This is a genomic window from Pedobacter sp. MC2016-14, assembly GCF_020991475.1.
GTDB lineage: Bacteria > Bacteroidota > Bacteroidia > Sphingobacteriales > Sphingobacteriaceae > Pedobacter.
The window spans coordinates 214869-237207 of the sequence record NZ_JAJMPA010000003.1; the positions used below are offsets into that span (position 1 = coordinate 214869).

At 39.7% G+C, this 22339-nt stretch carries 19 protein-coding genes; 10 read left to right on the forward strand and 9 right to left on the reverse strand.

The window, feature by feature from the left end:
• The first annotated feature begins 59 nt into the window (after positions 1 to 59).
• Genes LPB86_RS16295 through LPB86_RS16305 form a run of 3 tightly spaced genes read left to right on the forward strand, consistent with a single transcriptional unit; the run spans position 60 to position 5897 of the window.
• The gene (locus LPB86_RS16295; protein WP_230645896.1) at positions 60 to 3389 is read left to right on the forward strand and encodes a SusC/RagA family TonB-linked outer membrane protein; all 3330 of its coding nucleotides are present in this window, start codon (positions 60 to 62) and stop codon (positions 3387 to 3389) included.
• Between the two features lie 10 nt (positions 3390 to 3399).
• On the forward strand, positions 3400 to 4863 hold the full coding sequence (locus tag LPB86_RS16300; protein ID WP_230645898.1) for a RagB/SusD family nutrient uptake outer membrane protein: 1464 nt from the start codon (positions 3400 to 3402) through the stop codon (positions 4861 to 4863).
• 2 nt (positions 4864 to 4865) lie between these two features.
• Positions 4866 to 5897 carry a TlpA disulfide reductase family protein gene (locus LPB86_RS16305; RefSeq protein ID WP_230645900.1) on the forward strand — a complete coding sequence of 344 codons (1032 nt, stop codon included), beginning with the start codon at positions 4866 to 4868 and terminating at the stop codon, positions 5895 to 5897.
• On the opposite strand, the gene LPB86_RS16310 is transcribed toward LPB86_RS16305, so the two are convergent.
• A complete protein-coding gene (locus LPB86_RS16310) occupies positions 5880 to 6539 on the reverse strand; it encodes an HAD family phosphatase (RefSeq protein ID WP_230645902.1) in 660 nt (219 codons plus the stop codon). The two genes, LPB86_RS16305 and LPB86_RS16310, sit on opposite strands and share 18 nt — an antisense overlap.
• 111 nt (positions 6540 to 6650) lie before the next feature.
• Between LPB86_RS16310 and LPB86_RS16315 the strand changes: the two genes are divergently transcribed.
• Positions 6651 to 7226, forward strand: coding sequence for an RNA polymerase sigma-70 factor (locus LPB86_RS16315; protein ID WP_230645904.1), 576 nt, complete (start codon positions 6651 to 6653; stop codon positions 7224 to 7226).
• 87 nt (positions 7227 to 7313) lie between these two features.
• On the forward strand, positions 7314 to 8498 hold the full coding sequence (locus tag LPB86_RS16320; protein WP_230645906.1) for a FecR domain-containing protein: 1185 nt from the start codon (positions 7314 to 7316) through the stop codon (positions 8496 to 8498).
• Between the two features lie 41 nt (positions 8499 to 8539).
• Here LPB86_RS16320 and LPB86_RS16325 read toward each other — a convergent pair whose 3' ends face one another.
• From LPB86_RS16325 to LPB86_RS16335, 3 genes are all read right to left on the reverse strand, one after another.
• Positions 8540 to 9586: an endonuclease/exonuclease/phosphatase family protein gene (locus tag LPB86_RS16325; protein WP_230645908.1), complete on the reverse strand. Its 1047-nt coding sequence runs from the start codon at positions 9584 to 9586 to the stop codon at positions 8540 to 8542.
• 40 nt (positions 9587 to 9626) lie between these two features.
• Entirely contained in the window at positions 9627 to 9941 is a 315-nt protein-coding gene (locus tag LPB86_RS16330; RefSeq protein WP_230645910.1) for an RNA-binding protein, read from the reverse strand.
• Between the two features lie 116 nt (positions 9942 to 10057).
• Positions 10058 to 12493, reverse strand: a complete 2436-nt coding sequence (locus LPB86_RS16335) for an LruC domain-containing protein (RefSeq protein ID WP_230645912.1) — start codon at positions 12491 to 12493, stop codon at positions 10058 to 10060.
• 398 nt (positions 12494 to 12891) lie between these two features.
• Between LPB86_RS16335 and LPB86_RS16340 the strand changes: the two genes are divergently transcribed.
• From LPB86_RS16340 to LPB86_RS16350, 3 genes are read left to right on the forward strand one after another with little or no spacing between them, the layout of a single operon-like run.
• Entirely contained in the window at positions 12892 to 15483 is a 2592-nt protein-coding gene (locus tag LPB86_RS16340) for an amino acid adenylation domain-containing protein (protein WP_230645913.1), read from the forward strand.
• Between the two features lie 6 nt (positions 15484 to 15489).
• Positions 15490 to 16095: a 4'-phosphopantetheinyl transferase superfamily protein gene (locus tag LPB86_RS16345; RefSeq protein ID WP_230645914.1), complete on the forward strand. Its 606-nt coding sequence runs from the start codon at positions 15490 to 15492 to the stop codon at positions 16093 to 16095.
• A gap of 52 nt (positions 16096 to 16147) precedes the next feature.
• Positions 16148 to 17377 carry a peroxiredoxin gene (locus LPB86_RS16350; protein WP_230645915.1) on the forward strand — a complete coding sequence of 410 codons (1230 nt, stop codon included), beginning with the start codon at positions 16148 to 16150 and terminating at the stop codon, positions 17375 to 17377.
• A gap of 15 nt (positions 17378 to 17392) precedes the next feature.
• Here LPB86_RS16350 and LPB86_RS16355 read toward each other — a convergent pair whose 3' ends face one another.
• From LPB86_RS16355 to LPB86_RS16370, 4 genes are read right to left on the reverse strand one after another with little or no spacing between them, the layout of a single operon-like run.
• On the reverse strand, positions 17393 to 17914 hold the full coding sequence (locus LPB86_RS16355) for an ATP-binding protein (RefSeq protein ID WP_230645916.1): 522 nt from the start codon (positions 17912 to 17914) through the stop codon (positions 17393 to 17395).
• A complete protein-coding gene (locus LPB86_RS16360; RefSeq protein WP_230645917.1) occupies positions 17914 to 18252 on the reverse strand; it encodes an STAS domain-containing protein in 339 nt (112 codons plus the stop codon). Before LPB86_RS16360 ends, LPB86_RS16355 begins: the two co-directional genes overlap by 1 nt.
• On the reverse strand, positions 18245 to 19378 hold the full coding sequence (locus LPB86_RS16365) for a SpoIIE family protein phosphatase (protein WP_230645918.1): 1134 nt from the start codon (positions 19376 to 19378) through the stop codon (positions 18245 to 18247). The genes LPB86_RS16360 and LPB86_RS16365 overlap by 8 nt, the downstream gene beginning before the upstream one ends.
• Complete coding sequence (locus LPB86_RS16370; RefSeq protein ID WP_230645919.1) at positions 19371 to 19913, reverse strand: hypothetical protein; 543 nt, start codon at positions 19911 to 19913, stop codon at positions 19371 to 19373. The genes LPB86_RS16365 and LPB86_RS16370 overlap by 8 nt, the downstream gene beginning before the upstream one ends.
• Before the next feature lie 44 nt (positions 19914 to 19957).
• Here LPB86_RS16370 and LPB86_RS16375 point away from each other — a divergent pair, with 44 nt between their 5' ends.
• Positions 19958 to 20872, forward strand: a complete 915-nt coding sequence (locus tag LPB86_RS16375) for a glycosyltransferase family 2 protein (protein ID WP_230645921.1) — start codon at positions 19958 to 19960, stop codon at positions 20870 to 20872.
• Between the two features lies 1 nt (position 20873).
• Positions 20874 to 22040 carry a glycosyltransferase family 2 protein gene (locus LPB86_RS16380; RefSeq protein WP_230645923.1) on the forward strand — a complete coding sequence of 389 codons (1167 nt, stop codon included), beginning with the start codon at positions 20874 to 20876 and terminating at the stop codon, positions 22038 to 22040.
• Between the two features lie 41 nt (positions 22041 to 22081).
• Here LPB86_RS16380 and LPB86_RS16385 read toward each other — a convergent pair whose 3' ends face one another.
• Positions 22082 to 22282 carry a hypothetical protein gene (locus tag LPB86_RS16385; RefSeq protein ID WP_230645925.1) on the reverse strand — a complete coding sequence of 67 codons (201 nt, stop codon included), beginning with the start codon at positions 22280 to 22282 and terminating at the stop codon, positions 22082 to 22084.
• Positions 22283 to 22339: the final 57 nt, after the last annotated feature.

Here is a 22339-nt window from a genome sequence, read left to right on the forward strand (position 1 = left end):
CATTCTGGCCAGTCAACTTATTGCTAACAACAAACTATCAACAAACCATACTAAAACAAATGTATAAACTATTTACTGGAAAAGTACATGGCCTAACAGGCTTTGTCAAAAAACTACTGCTGGTTATGAGATTAATCGTCCTGTTATTAACTACCGCGATCTTACAGGTTAGCGCAAGCGGATTTGCCCAAAAGGTAACCATCAGGGAAGAACATGCATCGCTGGAAGGTGTGCTTGCTAAAATAAAAATGCAGACCGGCTATGATTTCATTTACGATGAAGCCTTAATTGTTTCTGCAAGGCCGGTTACCGTAAAAATGACCGACGTTACGCTGGACAAGGTGCTGAAAGCATGTTTTGAAGGACAAGCATTTACCTATAGCATACTGGATAAAACCATCATTGTAAAAGATAAGCCTTCATCGATCTTTGATAAAATTCGTGCTTCAATGGCAAGTATCTCTGTTGAAGGAGTTGTTTTGGATGATCAAAATCAGGCCATGCCGGGCGTAACTGTTAAAGAAAAGGGCACTGGCAAAGGCATAATCACAACTGCAAACGGGGCTTTTAAATTTAATGTGACGGATGAAAACAGTATCCTGGTTTTCTCTTTTGTAGGCTATCAGATAAAAGAAATACTTGCAAAAATGTTACTGGCCAACCATACCGTTATCTTACTGCGTAGTGACATGAACCTAACAGAGGTGGTTATCAATAAAGGTTATTACAATACTACCAAAGCATTAAATACTGGTAACGTAAGCACGGTTTCTGCCAAAAGTATAGAACAGCAGCCCGTAAGTAATCCTCTTGCTGCTATGCAGGGGCAGGTGGCCGGAATGTTTATCACGCAGAGCTCGGGGGTTCCGGGAGGTGATTTTAAAGTGCAAATTAGGGGGCAGAACAGTATTGCAAATGGCAATGATCCTTTATATGTTATTGACGGTGTTCCTTACAGTATAGCCCCTCAGTTGCAAAGCGACAACAACCTCAATCCTACAGGCGGCAACCCGCTAAACTTCATCAATCCCCACGATATTGAAAGCATAGATGTACTAAAAGATGCAGATGCTACAGCAATTTATGGTAGCAGGGGTGCAAATGGTGTTGTTCTCATTACAACCAAAAAAGGAAAAGCAGGAGAAACCAGGGTAGACTTTAACGTTTACCAGGGAATTGGAAAAATTACGCGCGCTGTTCAATACCTTAATACAGTGCAGTATTTGCAAATGCGTAATGAGGCTTTTAAAAATGATGGCGTTCAACCAGATCCGGCTATAGATTTAGATATTCTGGGTGGTAATACCTGGGATCCGAACAGTTACACCGACTGGCAGAAGTTATTAATTGGTGGTACGGCACACTATAGTGATGCGCAGGGATCTATATCTGGCGGCAATGAGCTAACGCAGTACACCGTAGGTGGTGGCTATCACCGCGAAACTACTGTTTTTCCTGGTACTTCATCAGATCAGAAAGGTTCGCTGCACTTTAGTGTAAACAGCAGCTCTAAAAATCAGCGCTTTAAAATGGTTTTTACCGGTAACTACATTGCCGACTTTACGACGCTGCCCAAAGTAGACCCTACCTCTTATTTAACTACACTTGCTCCAAATGCACCGGAAGCTTATTTGCCTGATGGTGCCCTGAACTGGGCTGGTGGTAGCTGGCGGTCGGGAAATCCCTATGCTTATCTTCAGCAACCTTATTATGGGCGTACCACTAACCTTCTCAGTAATTTAATACTATCTTATGCTATAGTAAAAGGGCTGGAGATTAAAACAAGTTTAGGTTACACCAATCTGCAAGCAGACCAGAAAGTGACTATACCTTTAACTTCCCTGGATCCTTTAACCGGAGCAGTTTCCGGTAACAGCACTTTTAACCACGCCAATACGCGTTCCTGGATTGCCGAGCCTCAGCTGAATTACAAATTGACCTATGGAAACCACCAGTTCTCGGCCTTAGTGGGAACCAGTTTTCAGCAAAGCCATAATGATGGGGTAAAACTCCTTGCAAATGGATTTAGCTCTGATCTGCTACTGGGAAATCTTCAGGCGGCCTCTAAAATAACACCTCAAAGTGTAACTGACATTTTTTATAAATACAACGCCATTTACAGTCGCATCAATTATAGCTTCAAAGAAAAATATGTAGTTAATTTAACCGCAAGGCGGGATGGAAGCAGTCGTTTTGGTCCCGGTAAACAATTTGCTAATTTTGGTGCTGCAGGGGCGGCTTGGATTTTTTCAAAAGAGAATTGGGTGGCGGAACATTTAAAGTTCCTTAGTTTCGGTAAACTGAGGGCTAGTTATGGTAGCTCGGGTAATGACCAGGTAAGCGACTATACTTTCCTTGACCGTTACAATTCTACAACCAATACCTATGGCGGTGCGCAGGGCCTTTTTCCAGTTAGTTTCTTTAATCCGCTGCTGGCCTGGGAGCAAAATACTAAAATGGAAACTGCCCTTGAACTCGGATTTTTGGATAATAAGCTTAATTTTTCTGCGAGTTATTATAGAAACCGTTCTTCTAATCAATTGCTTGACCTCACCTTATCAGCAGTTACTGGTTTCGCTTTCATTTCTGAAAACCTGCCTGCCACAGTGCAGAATAACGGACTGGAATTTACTTTGAGTACTGTGAATATTCAAAGGGATAACTTTAAATGGAATACTTCATTTAACCTCAGCATACCGCGCAATAAATTGGTTGCCTTTCCTGATATCGCCAATACAGCATACAATTCAGTCTACATCATAGGGCAACCTTTAACCATTTCAAGGATTTATAAATATGAGGGTGTAGACACGCAAACAGGACTCTATCAGTTTATGGGGGCAGATGGTCAATTGACTTCAGACCCCATCATGTTAACGGACGAAATTAGTGTGGTAGACAGGGCACCAAAATATTACGGTGGCTTGCAAAATAGTCTAAGCTATAAACACTTTACGCTGGATTTTCTGTTCCATTTTGTAAAGCAAAAGGGGGCGAATTTTGAATATGTTAACGTTGATGGCATACCAGGTTCTTATGCTGCCAACCAACCGGTAGGTGTGTTAACGCGCTGGCAGAATCCGGGTGATATTTCCAATATTCAAAGATTTAATCAAGACTACAGTACCATTACTTCTTCAAATGCCGCCGCCATGAGTGATCAGCAATTTAAGGATGCGTCATTTATAAGGCTCAAAAACCTTTCCCTTTCTTATACTTTGCCAAATAGTTGGTTTGATGTTTTAAAAGTTAGAAATGCAAGGTTTTACTTTCAGGGGCAGAACTTACTGACCATTACAAAATATATAGGCTATGATCCGGAGAACAGGGATTATACATCATTGCCACCACTTAAGGTGTATACCATGGGCTTACAAATTACTTTATAAACAGATGATTATGAAATTAAAAGATATTAACTTAAAGAAAGCAGCAACAGTTTTTCTGTTGTGCAGTCTGCTTATTATACAAGGTTGCAAAGATGCCGTGAATGTTCCTGCACCAACTAATAGTTTAATAGGTGAAGCTGTATATACCAACAACAAAACGGCGACGGCAGTGCTGACGGGGATTTACAGCAATATGCATTCAGGCCTAAACATGGTAGATGGTAACTGGGGCATGAGCATGTTATTGGGAACTGCGGCAGATGAAATGAAGAATTACTTTATAGGTATTGCAGCTACAGAATTTTATACCAATAACATTACGCCATCAAGCTCTTCTACCTACTTCTGGGCAGATTGTTTCAAATATATTTATGTAACCAATGCGGCTATGGAAGGTGTCAATAAATCAGAAACCATAACCCCATTGGTTAAGCGGCAATTGATAGGAGAAGCTAAATTTTTGCGGGCTTTTTTTAATTTTTATGCTTTAAACCTGTTTGGTAGTATCCCGCTGGTTACCTCAACAGATCCTAAAGTGAATAATGTGATTAGCCGGAGCAGCAGGGCCGTGGTTTACCGCGCAATTATAGCAGATCTTTTATCGGCGCAGGAACTTTTAACGGATAATTACATGGACGCTGCCAACGCAAGTACAACGGAAAGGATCCGTCCAAATAAAGGGGCAGCAACCGCCCTATTGGCAAGGACCTATCTTTACATTGGCGATTGGAGCAACGCTGAAATCCAGGCAACCGCATTGATTAGTAATTCCAATTATAGTATTTTAACAGATATTAACCAGGTTTTTCTTAAAAACAGTCAGGAGGCAATATGGCAGTTGGCTTCGTCCAGTCCAACAGTGACCAATACGCTGGATGCTTATAATTTTGTTTTACAAGCTGCCCCTGGCATACGTTATCACGTTACACTTAACGCCTATTTGCTGAATGCATTTGAAGCTGGGGACAACAGGAAAAATAACTGGGTAAAAAGTTTTGAGGTGGGAAATACCACTTATTTTCATCCATATAAATACAAAAATAATTTAGTAGGCAGTGCGGTAACGGAAAATGTGATGGTATTTCGTCTAGGTGAACAATACCTGATCCGTGCTGAAGCAAGGGCACATTTGAATGATGTTGTGGGGGCTGTTGCTGATCTTAATGCCTTGCGCAGTAGGGCAAGAGCTTCAGCTTCAGTCGGAATTCCTGATCCGCTGCCTGCCTTGCCACAAAATATTTCGGAAACGGCCTTGATGCAAGCGATATTACATGAGCGCCAAATTGAACTTTTTAGTGAATGGGGGCATAGGTGGTTTGACCTTAGGAGAACAAATAACCTGGATGCTGTGATGGGCGGTGCAAATGGAGTTACTGCCTCAAAAGGAGGAAACTGGACCAGTGATGATGCATGGCTACCCTTGCCCGCAGCAGAAATTCAAGCGAATCCTAACTTAGTTGCTAATCCTGGATAACCATGATGAAACAGTTAATTTACACGCTATTGTGTTTTATGCCTACTTTTGCTTTTGCACAGCAGACTGATTTTGTCATCAAAGGAAAAATAGGCCAGTGGTGTGCCCCGGTGAGGCTTTATTTAAAATATGTAAAAGACGGGACACCCACCACAGATTCTGTTGTGCTTAAGAATGGTGAATTTGAGATCAGGGGGAAACTAAAGAAGATAACCAGCGCTTCCCTGATTTTAAGCAGAAAACCGGGATTGCATTGGCCATATGACGAACTTTTTTTATATTTAGTGCCGGGCGTAACAACCATTTGCAGTAAAGATTCGGTAGCTAATGCTGTAGTAAGTGGAACGGAAATTAATTTAGCATATGCTAAGTTTCAGCTAGCTTTTACAGAGATTAAGACCCAAGAAGCAGCTAGAAAAAGTGCAATGGGGATTTACAGGAAACTGATAAAGGAAAGCCTATCTCAATTTGTACTGTTATCTGCCTTAAAATCTGGTAGCTATATTTCGGATTATAAACAGCTGGATAGTTTGCTCCGTGAAATGCCCCTGACTGCGCAGCGAAGTACGGAAGGCATTGAACTGTCTGCAAAGATTAGCAGGAGGCAAAAAATAGCATTGGGTAGTATAGCGCCTGATTTTGAACAGTGGGATACTAGCGGTAAACCATTAAAACTTTCTGCTTTAAGAGGGAAATATGTGCTGCTTGATTTCTGGGCTTCCTGGTGTAAGCCTTGCCGCGCTGAGAACCTGCATTTAGTGAAGGTTTATGATCAATTTAAAAACAGCAATTTTACTGTTTTGGGAATCTCTATAGATGTGGGAAGAGAAAAATGGTTAAAAGCAATTGTGGACGATGGATTACAATGGCTGCATGCATCAGATCTTAAAAGACCTAATGCAGCAGCTAATTTATATGACATCCAGGCTGTTCCCACAAATTTTTTGATTGATCCAAAAGGGAAAATCATCGCCAAAAACCTTTCTGTTACTGAGCTGGAAAACTATTTGAGAAGTTTATTGAAAGAGGGCTAGCACTTTTGCATAGCTCAATTCTTTGTAATCTTCTATATATAGGCTACATGGTGGTAATTCTTCTTTAGTATGAGAAGTAAGTACACCAACTACACGCATTCCCGCGTTTAAAGCGGCCGATACACCAGAGAAGGAGTCTTCAAAAACAAGGCACTGCTCTGGTGTTACGCCCAGATTTAATGCAGAAGTGAGATATACCTCAGGATCTGGCTTGTGTTTTTTTACGTTTTCGCTGGCCAGGATAGAACCCATTTGTTCGCCCACTAAAACCTTGGTAAATATGAGGTCCAGGTTGGCCTTTGGTGCTGACGTAGCCACAGCGGTTTTAACGCCATTTTGTTTTAAATCATGGATAAAATCTATAATTCCGTCAATTGGTTTGATATGTGGTTGGTAAATTTTGCGGAACAAACTTTCTTTTTCTTCTTCCAGATCTAAAAGTTCCTGGCCGGTTACGGGGCGGTTAAAGAAGTGACTTAAAATATAACTGTTACTTTTTCCAAACATGTGTTGCGCAAAGTCTTCATCTGTAGGCTGCAGGTTACGCAGTGAAAAAAACTCGCGGAAAGCAATGGAGTGATAGGGATTAGTATGGCAGATTACACCATCCATATCGAAAATAACGGCAATTTCTTGATTCATGCCCCAAAGTTAACCAACATCTACGCAAGTTAAAATTTTTAATGCTGGATAATATTTATATTTTTACCACCGTTGTGAGCTCAAGTGCGGTGTCGGCAGACAATTTAAATAATGGTAGAATATAAAAATCTTTCGGATATAGATCTGGTTCTCTTGTTAAGAGAAGGAAACCAACCTGCATACGCGGAAATTTATAACCGTTATGTAAATGTACTTGTACGTTTTACAGAATCAAAGCTTTACAGTCTTGATGACGCACGTGATTTAGTTCAGGATCTTTTTACAGGGCTTTGGAGTGACCGGAAAGCGCTGATTGTAAACAGTACTTTAAAAGCGTATTTGTTTGGTATTGTAAAAAATCAGGTCATCACCAAAATAAGGAAGAACATTGTTAGGGAAGAGTATGCGGACCGCCTAAGGAATTTGTCGCCTGCTTTTCATTCTTTAGACGAGGAGCTGGACGCCAGGGAAGTTGCTTTTAACATTAAAAGGGGTTTGGAGGGGTTGCCTGATAAAACAAAGACCATTTACCAGTTGAGCAGGGAAGAGCACAAAAGCATTAAGGAGATAGCGGAAGAAATGAACCTGTCTGACCAAACGGTAAAAAATCAAATCAGTATTGCCCTGAAGCACCTTAGGAAGTCGATTTCCAGCTTTCTGTTTATCTTTCTGGACTTGTTTTTATAGTCCTGTTTTTAGCCTTTTAAATTATTTTAAAAAAAACTTCGGTACTTTCTTTGGGCTGAAACGACAACAGTGTATGAAGTAGTAAATATGAGCATAAATCGTTTAGGGAGCTTATTAGATAAGTACCAACAAGGGGAGAGTACTCCAGATGAAAATGAACGTGTTGAAAAGTGGTTTGCTGAACATGGCGCCATTGAAACACAATTTGAGCAAATGGATGAACAGGCACGTGAAGCCTGGGTAGATGCTTTGTTTGCTGATATTGAATTGCGGAACAGGCAATCAGATCAGCCCTTGAAAACGAAAAAGCTTTGGTGGAAAATTACATCAGCTGCTGCTGCAGTGATGGTCTTAGGCCTAAGTATTTATTTCTACAACAACTATCAGGATGGGAATAACCTGATAAATAATGACATTTCCTCTGGCAAAACCGGAGCAACATTAACCCTGGCAAACGGTAAACAAATCCGTTTGGCAGATGTGAAAAGTGGTGCGCTGGCTACGGAAGGGGGGACTTTGATTTCGAAAACTATAAATGGCGAGCTCGTGTATGTCATCAATGGTCCCGGAGGTGTGCCGGGACCTAATGATGCTACGAACGTCCTTTCTACAGCATATGGGCAATGGTATCTGGTATCGTTGCCTGATCAAACCAAGATCTGGCTAAATGCCGGTTCTACATTAAAATACCCCTCAAACTTTGATGGGTATAAAGAACGGATAGTGGAATTGAGTGGTGAAGCTTATTTTGAGGTTAGTCATCTTAAAGATGCTCAGTTGCGTAGGCTACCATTTATTGTAAAAACAAAAAACCAGCGGATTATTGTGTTGGGGACACATTTTAACATCAATAGCTATGGTGATGCTCCTGAGGAGACCACTACTTTATTAGAAGGAAGTATTCTGATTAGCGCTCTCGACGCTCTCAATTCTAAAACCCAGGATACCACTAATAATAGTCATGTTTTAAAACCAGGGCAAAAAGCAGTTTACCGTAATCACAAGTATGTGGTGGCTAAAGCTGATACCGCTGTTGCGGTGGCCTGGAAAAATGGTAACTTCTTGTTAAATGGTGAGCCTCTTGATGTAGTAATGGCAAAGGTAGCCAGATGGTATAATGTTGAGGTTATTTTTACCAATGACGCCGCTAAAAAATTGAGATTTGAAGGATCGGTACCTAGAACTTCCGACATTTCTGGGGTGTTGAGACGCATGATGCTAACCCGAACAGTAGATTTTGAAATTGTAGGAAATAAGGTATACGTGAAATAAGTTTCCTATTCCAGCTTTTATAAGAAAGTAAAATTGACATTTTAAATCTTCTGCTTCTTCTCCTCCGCAATTTCCGCATCTTCCAAACTTGCTTCGAGACTTTGTTGCTGCAATACAGCTGCCGCTTCATACTGCAGTGCAATATAGATTGGGAAGTGGTCGGAATTGCAGTTGTTCAATCTCTTCATCGCCTTTAGTTTGAAATCAGCAGATATAAAAGCATGGTCTAAGGGGAAACGCATTAAAGGATTGTGCGCGTGGAAGGAATTGTAAAAACCTCTGCCACGTCTTGGATCCAATAATTGGCTCATTTTTAGAAACAGTTCAGTTGTGTAACTCCAGGCTACATCATTTAAGTCTCCTATAACGATGCATGGTAGTTTACTTTCCCGTGCTAAATCTGCAACCAGTAATAATTCTTTATCACGTTCTGTAGAGCGTGGATTTTCATTTGGTACAGGTGGCGTAGGATGTAAGGCATACAATTGCAAGGCTTGGCCATTTTTGAGCAATATCTGACAATGTATAGATGGAATATCTTCCTCTACCATGTATTTTACGGTAGGGTTTATGAGTTCCAGCTTAGAGTATAGGAGCATGCCATAGGTATTTTCCAAAGGAACTTTTACCTGATAGGCGTAATGTGCTGACAGTTCAGTTGTTTCTCTATCCCATCGTGCATTGGTTTCTAACAATAAAACTACATCGGGATTGGTTTTTAACACCTGAGCTAAACAGCCTTTTGTATTGGTATTGTCCTGGTAAACATTGGCTACCATTAAGCTGATACTTTGTTCTGGCAGGTGTTTGGTTGTGTTTAAGACCTGCTTTTTAGAAAACGGCGTAAACGGGAAAATTAAAAAAGAAAGATAGGCCAGATTTGCTGTTATGCCTGCTGAAAGTAGCCAGAAATGTAATGGAGGAGCATCAAAAAAGCAAATAATCAGGATTAAGCAGACCAGCGAAAGGACTAATTTTTGCAGACGGGGATAGTCAAAAACCCTGAAAACCCAATAATCGTGTTTAACAACTGAAAGCAGTGTAAACGTAAACAATAAGCCCGAAAGGCTATAAATAAAAACATTCATTTGTGAATCAATTCCTGGGCTTAATGGGATTCTGTGAGATTTAAATCCGCTTTCTTGGACGTTTGTTTTTTTGGAATTTATTTACCGGAACATAAGCTTTAACTTTTGGCGGTTCTTCCTCGGTTAGCTTTACGGTAAGTGTATTACCTTTGAAGGTTAATCCATTCACCTCAGCTACTGCTTTTGCGGCTTCATTGTCATTAAACATTTCCAAAAATGCATAGCCTTTTGGTTTTTGAGTAGACTTTTCACGAACAATTTTAATTGTATCAACTCTGGCATAGATGCTAATGAATATTACAAGCTCCATTTCAGAAGTTTCGGATGAAAGTCCCCCCACAAAAATCTTCCTCATTTCTATTTATAAAGTTATTTACAATAATACAAAATTTCCATCATTTTGATCTTAAAACTTAATAAAAAAGCCTGCTGTGGATTCCGCAGCAGGCTTTTTTAGGTTTTAAAACGACGTTATTTATTGAAGAACTTTGTGTCATTTCTGTACCCTGTGCCTATATTATTGTACCAGTCGGTATAACTTGTGCCACCGCTTTCTGCCCATGCAGCAAACCTTAGGTAAGCATCTGTGATGAGGGTTTGTTCTACAGGGTATTTGAAGGTTGCCATAGGTACTTCAATTGCCCAGGGTAATTTAGTGGCTGTGCCGTAAAATTTACCTGACGTAGAGCGGTCGTCACGTGTACCAAACAATGCGGTATTGGCTAGTTTGGTAGGTTTTTTGCCATACAAGTGCGTTTCATATCCGCGTCCGTATCCGGCAGAGCCGTTCCAGATAAATGGATTGTAAGTTCCTACACCGAAGCTGCTCAGTAATGGGCCATTCGTTACATTAAAACTAATGTTATACGTTACATTAGGAGAGATGGCCTCACTAATTTTGGTGTTCCATGTTGCTTGCTGGTTTCTGCTGTTGTTGAATAGAATAACTACAACGCTATCTTGTCCGGATTCAAGTGCTGTTCCTGTAGAACCTACAAAGTTGGTTGCGCTTCCGGACGGCAGGTTGAATTGAATACCACCGCCATTTTGGAAATCACCACCTGTGGCCAGTAGTTTGTATTCTGCTGCAATATTTACCACTCTATTGTCCCGGTTGGTAACTACCAGGTATTTGTAAGAGATAACCACATCATTAAGGTCATAATCGCCTTTTGAAGGCCAGCTATCTTCAAATGCTACAGTAGAACCGCCAGCAGTGTAATTGATAGAGTAGTTGTTGTAGGCTTTAGTAGCGTCATTAGGATAATCATCCTGGGCATTTGGCACACCATCGCCATCTGTATCTAGATTTGCGGGTGCTGTGCCGTTTCCATCAGGGTTACAATCAGATTTTGCGATATAAATGGCATTGTCTTTCTTGGCCGGGCTGGTAAACAGACCTGTTGGAACAGTGAGTGTAGTATACAATGAAACTGTACCGGAAAATTTAGCTGCACTACCATTAGGGTTATTATTGGCATCAGTAACCCTGTTTTGATCAATGCTGCCCAATAGTTTGAATAATGATGTACTTCCGGAACCTGTAATTAGGCCGTCTAGTGTGTTTAAAGAATTGGTTTGGAACATAGCTGCGTCAAACAGGTTGATTCTGCCTGAACCGTTCAGTTGGAGGTTGCCGCCAATTTTAAAGTAACTGTAGTTTTGAATAGGCTTGTCTACGATAGCATCTGAATTAACGATAAACTTACAGTTGTTAATGATGGTACCGCTGCTGTTGTGTTGCAGGGTTTGAAGGGTAACTGTACCATTGTTTGTAAATGTACCAGCTGTATTTAACCTTGAACTGGTGGCCGTAAAGGTTCCGCTGTTGGTAACTGTAGGTGAGCTGTTAAAGCTGATTTCTCCTGAAGTTACTGTAAATACACTCGAGTTTACAAAAGTTCCGGAGATAGTAGTTTGACTTTTCAGTGTAAGCGTTCCGGTGTTGGTAAAGCTTTGGCTATTTTGAAATGCGGCAGTACCATTAACGGTCATGGTACCCGAGTTGGTTACTGTACCGTCTGATGTGAGTTGCCCACCGATATTTAAAATGTTGGTGTTTTCACTGGTTGTATTTGATGAAGTTACAAAATTACCACTTGCATTTATGGTTCCTTGATTTAGGAATGTACCTCTGTTTACCTTAAGTTCGCCCATGGTAATGGTACCGAAGTTTTTGAAGGTACCTCCGCCATCCCAATTGAAGTTGTTTAGGTTTACACTTCCGCCTGCTGCTACAATGAATACAACGTTGCTGGTGATTTTTAAACCATTAATGGTGACGTTTTTTGCGCAAACACGAAGCGTTCCTCCATTGGTGTTTTGGATATTTACATTTAAACCATCCTGAGTAACGCAATAGGTGGTACCTGCATTTAAGTCAAATGAATTAGATGAAGTTACTATCGTTCCACATCCCGTTGTACAATCCGGACTGGTTTCAAGTGCGTTTGTTTTAACGGCATTTGTTTTAAGGGTGGTGACAGCGCTGTTTTTGCTAACGGTGCCAATTCCCGTAGAAACCATTGTAGATGTTATTGTGGTTTTTTGGGTAACTGTTGAGGCATCTGGTGCAACTTTCACTACGTACACTTCTGTTAAACTGGAAGGCAAAGCTATTTTTGTATTAAAGGGAGCAGTTGATGTTGCGGATCCCTTTGTAAGTAGCTGACCGTTTGTTTCTGGGTCACCCAAATAAATTTTAATCACGTGAATGGCGTTCTGAAAACGATTGTCATCGACGCCGATGCTGAAGCTTACGTCTTTAGAACTTCCCCAGTCAAAGTTTGCTGGTACGTTGATTTCATCAATAGATTTGCTTGTAATGCTTTCTAATGATTCGCCTTTTTTGCAGGAGCTGATTGCTGTAATCGAGCATAATACTGCGAAGAGTAACGCTTTTCTCATAAGATGGTTTTGAAAGATAAATTCCCTGTTAAATTCCTAGTGCCTAATATACGTGGTATTTTGGCATGCAGATCATCGAAAAGTGTAAAAATCTGCTTTTAAAGTGTAATTATCTGTTTTTCTGATATTTAATTTTGTATTTATTTTTAAAATATGTAGAAAAATGGGGATTTAACTCCACGTATTTATTTGTAAACGGGGAATTTATGCTTCGGTTTTTCTTATTTTTTCCCAGTTTTTTTTGAAATCTGGGATTAGGTTTATTTGTTTTTGAACTACCAGAAAAAAAATGCAGAGGAATATTTGGGTGTTTAAACAACTGTTTAATGTAAAAATAATATAGCTGTCTTTTGGTTGGCAGGCTAATTGTTAACTTGCTGGTATATCCAATTGTTACTATGTTAGAAATTCCTGTTCAGCTTATAGATCTTCAGGTACAACTTTTTCCTCAAAAAACCGCACTTATATATAAGGAGGTGAGGTTTTCCTATGTGGAAATGAACGAAAGGGCAAATCAGTTTGCTGCTTATTTGATTGAGCGGGGCGTGGAGAAAGATATGGTCATCGGAATAGTGATGGACCGTTCACCTGAAATGGTGATTACCTTGCTTGCTGTGCTTAAATCTGGTGCGGCTTATGTTCCACTGGACCCAGAATATCCAAAACAGCGCCTGGAATACATGCTCCAGGATTCGAAAGCTAAATTACTGATCATTGATCGTAGAAATAGCGGTCAACTAGAAACAGATGCGGTTGAAATTATTGGTGATGATGTATGGCCAAGACTTCATCGTTATTCTGCAAGTAGTCCGGGAGTGGACGTTCATAAAAATGACCTGGCCTACTTACTTTATACTTCTGGTTCTACCGGGAAGCCTAAAGGGGTAATGATTGAGCATGGAAATCTTTTTAACTTGCTGCTGAGTATGCAGCGCTTCCCAGGCATCACACAAAAGGACACCCTATTAAGTTTGACTACCATATCTTTTGATATCTCTGTATTGGAATTGTTTTTACCACTTACAGTTGGGGCAACTTTGATCATTACGGATGCTGAAACCACCCGTGATGCAGAAGCATTACATAAAATTATAAAAAACAGGCAGGTGAGTTTTATCCAGGCTACGCCATCTACTTATAAGATGATGCTTGCTGCAGGCTGGAAAGATAAATACAACTTGAAAATACTATGCTGTGGTGAGCAGTTGCCCAAAGATTTGGCAGAAAAACTGGTTCCTAAATGTACTGGGCTATATAATATGTATGGACCTACTGAAACGACCATCTATTCTACCGGAAAGCTAATTAAGGCAGAAGAAGATGTTATTACTATAGGAAAACCGATAGACAATACAGAGGTATACATTTTAGATGACCAGTTGAATAGGGTTGAGGATGGCGAAACAGGTGAAATTTGTATTGCTGGTGATGGTTTGGCAAGGGGATATTTTGACCGTCCTGAACTTACGGCAGAAAAGTTCCCAAAAATCAGCATAGCGGGGGGGGGCGGACAGCGTTTGTACAGGACTGGCGACTTAGGTAAAATTCTTCCGAATGGTGAAATTCAATGTTTTGGACGGATAGACCATATGGTAAAGGTTCGTGGCTACAGAATTGAATTGGGTGAGATTGAATATGCATTGATACAACAGGAGGGGGTGTATGAAGTAGTGGTGGTACCCTGGGTTAGCGTGACGGGCGATCAACGACTGGCGGCTTATGTTGTGCTGGCTGCAAAGGATGCTGAATTTGATTATTCGGCATTGGTACAAGGTTGGAGACTGGCTTTGAGGCATTTGCTTCCTCATTATATGGTGCCAAATGATTTTATGGTGCTGGATAAACTTCCTTTAACGGAAAATGGAAAAACTGACCGTAAGGCACTACCTGCACCGGTAATTAGAGCGTATACCGTAGCAACACCTGAGTTGGGCGTAAGAACGGAGATGGAAAACGTTCTTGCTGAAATTTGGAAGCAGAACCTGGGAATTGAAGAGGTTGGAATTAATGATAACTTTTTTGAATTGGGCGGGCACTCGCTTACGGCGGTAAAAGTGATGGTCAGTATAAAAAAGGAGACAGGTAAAAGTTTGCCCTTGGCTACATTGTTTAGAAATCCAACCATTGCGGCTTTGGCGTTGATGCTGGAGGCAGAGAGTATCCCTACGGGTGAAGATTCCTTAATTCCTTTAAAAATTTCTGGGAATAAGACGCCTCTATATATAGTGCACGGCCTGGGTTCTACGGTTTTTAAATTTCTTGACTTTGCACATCAGCTTGATCCCGAACAGCCAGTTTATGGTTTTCAGGCACGTGGAATTGATGGTGAAGTGTCTCCAACAGAAACTGTAGAGGAAATGGCCAGCCAGTTTATTAATGAAATTTTGGTGCAAAACCCTGATGGCCCATATGCGCTTTCGGGATATTCTTTTGGAACTTTAATTGCTTTTGAAATGGCCCAACAGCTTACCGCGATGGGAAAAAAAGTCTGCGTACTGATCAGTTTTGATGGTTATGTAAATAAAGCTCCTCAACTTAAATCTGCAGTATCGCGCTGGTTGTTTAATGTTTATTCAAGGATTGCTAAATTTATATTTACTTCTGTGTTTCTTTTAAGTAAAGAACCCAGGAGGACTATAGAACATAAGCTATTTACACTTAAACGTTCATTCCAGAAATTAAAAGGTGAGCAAGTGTTGAATGATGGAGGATTGGATGAAGATTTTGACTACATCGCAAAAGTAGCAGAGGTGCACAGGGCTTCTATCTTGAAGTATAGGTTGAAGCCCTATAAAGGAGATATTCATTTGTTTAAAGCAAAAAAACTTGGTCTTTACCTGGATGATTTTAAATATTTAGGCTGGAAGCCCTATGTGAAAAAAGTACATATTTATACTATTGAAGATGAGCATTTGGCCATTTTTGACACACCGATTAACACCAAATTTACGGCCGATGTGCAGGAGATTTTAAATAAAAGCGTCTGTTGAGTTGTTATGGAGGCTAAAGCGGCTGTGATCTGGATAATAGAAATTTCTGCCCAGGAGCGGCGTATGATGGATCTATTGGAGATTCTGGACGAAAATGAACGTGCCCGTGCTTTTAGTTACCGAAGGCCGGAGGACATGCAACGTTTTGTGCTAGGGCGTGCGATATTGAAGGAGTTATTAGGTAGGGTTTTAAACATGGATGCCGGGAAGGTGGAGATCTGCTATGGCTTAAATGGTAAGCCCGAACTTAAAACACCCGAAAATATTCATTTTAATGTTTCACATTCGGGCAACCTTGTACTGATTGCATTTTCTGAATGCGAAATCGGTGTAGACGTTGAATGGAGCGATGAAGGTTTTGATTTTAAGGATGTATTACCTGACTATTTTTCTAAAGCTGATATAGGTTATATTTTAGAAGAGGACAGTTGTTCTAGATTTTTTGAATGCTGGACAAAAAAGGAAGCTTTGGCTAAAGCCAGTGGCCTGGGGATCGGTCAGGACAACTTTAAGACAGGTACGCCTGAGCTGCCCATAAAAAGCATGAAGCTTAACGATGCATATTGGCTAAGTGTTGCAGGCACAAACAATATTACATTGTATCATTATTGAGGACATACAAGAATAGTATCTTTGCTTACTGACTCATTTAATTTTTATGGAGATGTTAAAGAAAGTATTCTTGTTTGTTGCGTTGTTAATAAATGGTTATAGTTTGTTTGCTCAATTGCCTTTACAGGCTGGAAACTGGCGGGCTATATTATGGAGAACGGATGGCAACCAGATAGTTTTTAATCTGGAAGTTGCGCAACAAAAAGGCAAAATGGTTTTTTACGTTATCAATGGACAGGAGCGTTTATTGGTCAATGACATCAGCACGGTAAGAGATTCTGTTCATATTGATATGCCTGTTTTTGAATCTTCGTTTAAAGTTAAGCTGATAGGTAAGGATAGCCTCAACGGATTTTGGACAAAGAGAGGTGCATTGAAAAATACGGTAATGCCTTTTACCGCCTCTGCGAAACAAAAGTATAGGTTTGAATCTCTAAATGGAGATGCTAAGGCAAATGTAGCCGGAAAATGGCAAATCAGTTTCCTGACTGCAAATGGGCCTGAGCCTGCAATTGGAAATTTTGTGCAAAAGGGGAATGCGGTTACCGGTTCTATATTAACTCCTTTTGGTGATTATCGTTTTCTAGCTGGTACGATAGGTGGCGATTTGATGCAGCTCTCTACCTTTGATGGTAATCATGCCATGCTTTTTACAGCAAAAGTTGCTGGGGATTCAATTGTAACGGGTAAAAGTTATAGCAGTGATGCAGCAGCTGGTAACTGGGTTGGAAAGCGGGATGAGCAGGTGCAACTGCCTGCTGAAAAGTTAACCAAACTTAAGGATACAAACAACGCCATGTTGGATTTTACTTTTGCAGATTTGGATGGTAAAATGGTTTCTATAAAAGATGAGCGTTTTAAAAATAAGGTAGTGGTAATTCAGTTGATGGGATCCTGGTGTCCGAATTGTATGGATGAAACAGCTTTTATGACTGAGTATTACAGTAAAAATAAGCAGCGCGGCATTGAGATGATCGGCTTAGCCTACGAATATACTACGGATCTGGAGCGTTCGAAAGCTAGTCTGCGTAAGCTCCAGAAAAAATTTAATATCCAATATCCGTTGCTCATTACACCGGTTGCGATTACAGACTCTTTACGTACGCTGAAAACGCTGCCACAGCTTACTGACATTAAAGTTTTTCCAACTACATTAATATTGGATAAAGAAGGTAAGGTAGTTGAAATTAGTTCCGATTTTTTTGGTCCCGGAACAGGTATATATTTTACCCGGTATAAGGAAAAATTTGAAAAGAAAATTAATGCCCTGCTTAAAAAATAAAAGCAAGGCCTATGTTTAGATATTGATGGATACGATAAAGCTGTTTTCCTTCCGTTCAGGATCGTACTGATAAGTGAATACATCTGCCGCAAGGGTAATGATGTACAAGCCAAAATGTTCTGGCATATAGTCCAGGCTAAGCTCTTCTTTAAAGGGATCTAAGAATTGGAATTTATATTTATCCAAAACCTTGATTTGGTGGTTGTTTTGTTCTGAGAAGCTTACTTTTAAAGTTTTATTGACTTCGCGAAAGGGCAGAGACTCAGTTTTGAGTTCAATGTGCAGTCCTTTATCTACCTTTTGAATGGTGATGCCGGGATGGCTGATGGTCAATTTAATCAGTCCATTATCATCCGTAGAATGTTTAATGGAATTGGTAATCAGCTCAATAAGAATGAGTTTTATGCGTCTTTCAGTGCCTGGATCTATAGCAATATGATCGGTCAGTTTTGTAAGGACCATTTTTACATATCCGGAGATCTCATCCGCATGGCTGGGAATTTCGAGTTCTATATGGACAGGAGAAGGTTTTTTCATTAAAATTCTTCGAGCGCCAGTTTAACAGTTGGAATGAGTACAAAAATTTTGTCTAGCCTGGTTAATTCAAAAAGGTTGATGATGTCGTAATGCATGTCTGTAAGAAATAACTTGCCGTTTAAGGGAAGGATTGTTTTTAAGATACCAACCAATGCGCCAAGAAATGAACTGTCCAGGTATTCTACGCCTTCAAATGATATAATGATGTTGACTGATCCTGCTTTGAGTTCACTGATAACATATTCCTTGAATAATTCTGATTTTGATAAATTGGCTTCTTTTTCATTAATTTTAATTACCAAAACATCACCGATACTTTCTTTAGTTGTCTTAATCATCTTTTCTAGTTATAATTATAATACTGCAATCGTCTACTTGTGAATTGTGCTTGTTGAATAGGCTGTTGATGATACCATCATTAGAGGTTTCATCTTTTTTGAGTTCCTGTAATTTAGATTTGAAAAGTTCCATATCGGATTTCTTTTCGCCATTGATTTCAAAATCAATTATGCCGTCTGAGATGACAAAAGCCTCGTCTCCCGGCTGCAGGTCAATATTAATTTCATTAAATGTAGTAATTTCTAAAAAACCTAACAAAATGCCGTCTGCCTGATATGAGCTGATAGTTTGATCTTCCTTATTGTATTTTATCAATGGAAGATCTCCGGCTCCGGCATACTTAATCGTTTTTTCCTCATCATCTATCAGCAAAATGCTAAGGGTAGAAAAAATATCTGCCAGCAATTCGTCTGCATAGATAACGCGGTTTAATTTGTCCAGAATTACAGAAAGGGAGAAATTATTGTCGAAAACACAAATGCGGATGGCAGACCTGATGTAGCTTAAAAAGCTAAAGGAGAAAAACCATGCACCCCATTTTTTACCCATCACATCTCCGAGTACCACAAAAGTGTAACGATCGTTGATTTTGATAAAATCTATAAAATCGCCTCCTGGCTGATCCTGATAAGATTGGTTGGAATAACTGATGTTGAAGTTTTTTAACTGCGGTGCAGTTTTGGGGATATTTCTTAAATTAAGTTTTTCTGCAATCCCTTTTACTTCACTCAAGGACCGCTCATAATGCTCGCGTACCGCAAGCATAAGGTTGTTGATTTTAGAGAGTATCCGGGCAGGGGGGATGTCTTTGGCCATGTAATCAATAGCCTTTAGATCTAACCCCTGTTGTATAAAGTGTTCATCGTTAACAGACGTTAGAAATAGAAATGGAACGTTTTTTAGCAGATCATTTTTCAGTAAACGCTTTCTAAATTCAAAACCATTACGATCTGGCATTTCGTAGTCTGATATGATTAAATCAGGTATCTCAAAGTTCTTTAAAATATCTTCTGCCTCGTCAACAGATAGTGCTACCCTACAGATATAACCGTTAGTTTGCAGCAGACGTTCATACAACTTGAGTTGAAATGGATCATCGTCTACCAACAGGACAGTCTTATTCATACGATTTAAATTTGGTTATCGATTTTACAATTATATAAATTCCCAGTGCAATGATGATCAAAGAGATCAGGTCCATTAGGGTAACGCCGTCGTCAGGATTGAAATAGAATACGGTAAACATTTCAAAATATGGCGGAGCGGGCATAATGATCATTGCGAATCCTAAAGTAACGAATAAAAATCCAATTATTATCTTAATGAACTTTAAAAGACCGTCTTTGAATGAGATTTTACGCGTTTGCCTGGAATCCAGGTAATTGTTGTTGAGCAGGATTTCCAGTTTGTCCAGTTGCGCTAACTTATCGAGAGCTGATTCTGAAACGGCTTTAATTTCCTCTATGATGACTACCTTGTTGATTTTTTTATCTATTACGCCATTTATTTTATACTGAAGCTGCTTTACATTTTCGGTGTCCAGTTTACTTTCATCTAAAAGAACCAGAAATTCATCTAGTTTTTGAATTAATTCTTCATCTTTGTTTGCAAGATCCTTGAATTGCTTTAACTCTTCTGTAGGTTTGGTGTTTCTGGTCAAAATGGCTTATCTTGATGAGCTATTACTAACGCAAATTAAACAAAATGGATTTAATATCAATCATTACCGTAAATTTTCACCAGGCAGAGGCTACAATTGAGTTGTTAAAATCCATTGAACTTTATAGTATTAATGCTCAAATAGAAGTTATTTTGGTGGATAACGGTAGTTTACAACATAATGAATCGCTATATCTTCCGTATAAAAAAGACCTTATATACGTGCAATCTACTGAGAATCTAGGGTTTGCAGGCGGTAATAATTTGGGAATAAGGCACGCTAAAGGCAAGTATTTGTTTTTAGTGAATAATGACACAGAATTTACTCCGGGGCTGGTGGATATTCTTGCTCAAACCCTTGATGCGAACCCTAAAATTGGCATTATATCTCCAAAAATTATGTATTATGATGATAAGAACATCATTCAATATGCAGGTTTTACTCCCATGGACTATCTGACATGCAGAAACAGATGTGTAGGTCAGTTTGAAACCGATAATGGTCAGTATGATCATGTGGTAGCGAAAACTGGTTACATACATGGCGCAGCCATGATGATAAGCAGGGCCGCGCTGGAAAAGGCAGGTGGCATGGCAGAAAATTTCTTTTTATACTATGAAGAAATGGACTGGTGCGATATGATTAGCAGGGCAGGTTATGAGATCTGGATCAATACAAATGCATTGATTTATCATAAAGAATCGCTATCTGTAGGGAAAAATAGTCCGTTGAAAGAATTTTTCATGAACAGGAACAGGATTTTATTCATCAGGAGGAATGCCACTAAGGCGCAGCAATTGTTTTTCTGGCTATACTTTCTGTTTTTTGTAACACCTAGAAATGTTATCAGTTATCTCCTCAAGGGCAATTATAATTTTATCTCCATACTTTTCAGGGCTATTGGCTGGAACCTGAACAATTCCATTAACAGTACTAACCTTGGCTATAAATTAAAATAAAATGATCATCACTTTTTGGATTTCGCTGTTTATGGTTTTTTATACATTTTTTGGTTACGGGATTTTGCTCTACGCGCTGATTAGGATTAAGCGTTTGTTTAGGCCAAAGAAAAGAGCGCTTTATGATTTTAATGAATTGCCTACCTGTACGCTAATTGTAGCCGCTTACAATGAAGAGGCTTACATTACAGAGAAGATTGAAAATACACTGCTACTGAATTATCCTGCCGGAAAACTGGACATTATTTTTGTAACGGATGGCTCATCTGACCGTACACCCGAACTTGTGGCTCAACATTCGCAGGTAAAGTTGATGCACTCTCCAGAGCGAAGGGGTAAGATTACAGCCGTACACCGCGCTATTGAAGAAGTGAAAACCGAAGTAATGGTGTTTACTGATGCCAATACCTTTTTAAATGCTGATGCATTGGTGTTGCTTTGTAAACATTATGCTGATGTTAAGGTAGGTGCGATAGCCGGAGAAAAACGGGTAATGATTGAAGAAAATGCTGATGCCACAGCGGGAGAAGGCTTTTACTGGAAATACGAATCCAAATTGAAAGCATGGGATTCTGAATTATATTCTGTAGTAGGGGCTGCAGGGGAGTTGTTTAGCATTAGAAGAGATTTATACGAACCGGTGCCTGCCAACAGTGTGCTTGATGATTTTATGATTTCTATGCGCATTGCAGAAAAAGGCTATGTGATTGTTTATGAGCCGGAAGCTTATGCAATGGAAACTTCATCAGCTAATATCACGGAAGAGTTAAAACGTAAAGTTAGGATTGCAGCGGGAGGCATTCAATCTGTGATTTGGTTAAAATCTTTACTTAACCCTTTTAAATTGCCTGTGCTGACTTTTCAATATGTAAGTCATAGGGTGTTGCGTTGGACGGTAACACCATTTTTGATGATCCTTGCCTTGATTTTAAACGCCATATTGGTAGCGCAGGATGCTCCTGTATTTTACACTGTATTGCTTTGCGGGCAGGTACTTTTTTACCTTTCGGCATGGTTAGGAAAGGTAATGGAAGATAAAAAGTTAAGGGTAAAACTTCTCTTTATTCCTTATTATTTTTGCATGATGAACTATGCTATTGTGGCTGGCTTGTTCAGGTACTTTTTTAGTACACAGTCTGTGATGTGGGATAAAGCCAAAAGGAAATAAAAAAGCCCTTTTCTTGTTCAGAACAGGGCTTGTCGTTTTTATTATGGTTTTCTTTCCGGAGCCTTTTCCGGTGGGGTAGATACAATTTCACCCCATTCATTAACGTAGGCCATCATATTTTCCAGATCGCCTCCGGTTGAGTTTTGCGCACGTTCTTGTTTGCGTTGCTCTTTATCTTCTTTTTTCTTCTGCCTGTTTTTCTCTAATTGCTTTTTCATGAAGGTCGCCTGAGACTTCGCCATATGTTCAAATATTTAATAAAAAAATAGCTGTTCTCTGGTTTACCTGTTCTTAAAAAG

Excerpts from the sequence above, each read along its gene's own strand:
- LPB86_RS16295 (WP_230645896.1), top strand. The coding sequence starts at position 60 with ATGTATAAACTATTTACTGGAAAAGTACATGGCCTAACAGGCTTTGTC.
- LPB86_RS16300 (WP_230645898.1), top strand. The coding sequence starts at position 3,400 with ATGAAATTAAAAGATATTAACTTAAAGAAAGCAGCAACAGTTTTTCTG.
- LPB86_RS16305 (WP_230645900.1), top strand. The coding sequence starts at position 4,866 with ATGATGAAACAGTTAATTTACACGCTATTGTGTTTTATGCCTACTTTT.
- LPB86_RS16310 (WP_230645902.1), bottom strand. The coding sequence starts at position 6,539 with ATGAATCAAGAAATTGCCGTTATTTTCGATATGGATGGTGTAATCTGC.
- LPB86_RS16315 (WP_230645904.1), top strand. The coding sequence starts at position 6,651 with ATGGTAGAATATAAAAATCTTTCGGATATAGATCTGGTTCTCTTGTTA.
- LPB86_RS16320 (WP_230645906.1), top strand. The coding sequence starts at position 7,314 with ATGAGCATAAATCGTTTAGGGAGCTTATTAGATAAGTACCAACAAGGG.
- LPB86_RS16325 (WP_230645908.1), bottom strand. The coding sequence starts at position 9,586 with ATGAATGTTTTTATTTATAGCCTTTCGGGCTTATTGTTTACGTTTACA.
- LPB86_RS16330 (WP_230645910.1), bottom strand. The coding sequence starts at position 9,941 with ATGAGGAAGATTTTTGTGGGGGGACTTTCATCCGAAACTTCTGAAATG.
- LPB86_RS16335 (WP_230645912.1), bottom strand. The coding sequence starts at position 12,493 with ATGAGAAAAGCGTTACTCTTCGCAGTATTATGCTCGATTACAGCAATC.
- LPB86_RS16340 (WP_230645913.1), top strand. The coding sequence starts at position 12,892 with ATGTTAGAAATTCCTGTTCAGCTTATAGATCTTCAGGTACAACTTTTT.
- LPB86_RS16345 (WP_230645914.1), top strand. The coding sequence starts at position 15,490 with ATGGAGGCTAAAGCGGCTGTGATCTGGATAATAGAAATTTCTGCCCAG.
- LPB86_RS16350 (WP_230645915.1), top strand. The coding sequence starts at position 16,148 with ATGTTAAAGAAAGTATTCTTGTTTGTTGCGTTGTTAATAAATGGTTAT.
- LPB86_RS16355 (WP_230645916.1), bottom strand. The coding sequence starts at position 17,914 with ATGAAAAAACCTTCTCCTGTCCATATAGAACTCGAAATTCCCAGCCAT.
- LPB86_RS16360 (WP_230645917.1), bottom strand. The coding sequence starts at position 18,252 with ATGATTAAGACAACTAAAGAAAGTATCGGTGATGTTTTGGTAATTAAA.
- LPB86_RS16365 (WP_230645918.1), bottom strand. The coding sequence starts at position 19,378 with ATGAATAAGACTGTCCTGTTGGTAGACGATGATCCATTTCAACTCAAG.
- LPB86_RS16375 (WP_230645921.1), top strand. The coding sequence starts at position 19,958 with ATGGATTTAATATCAATCATTACCGTAAATTTTCACCAGGCAGAGGCT.
- LPB86_RS16380 (WP_230645923.1), top strand. The coding sequence starts at position 20,874 with ATGATCATCACTTTTTGGATTTCGCTGTTTATGGTTTTTTATACATTT.
- LPB86_RS16385 (WP_230645925.1), bottom strand. The coding sequence starts at position 22,282 with ATGGCGAAGTCTCAGGCGACCTTCATGAAAAAGCAATTAGAGAAAAAC.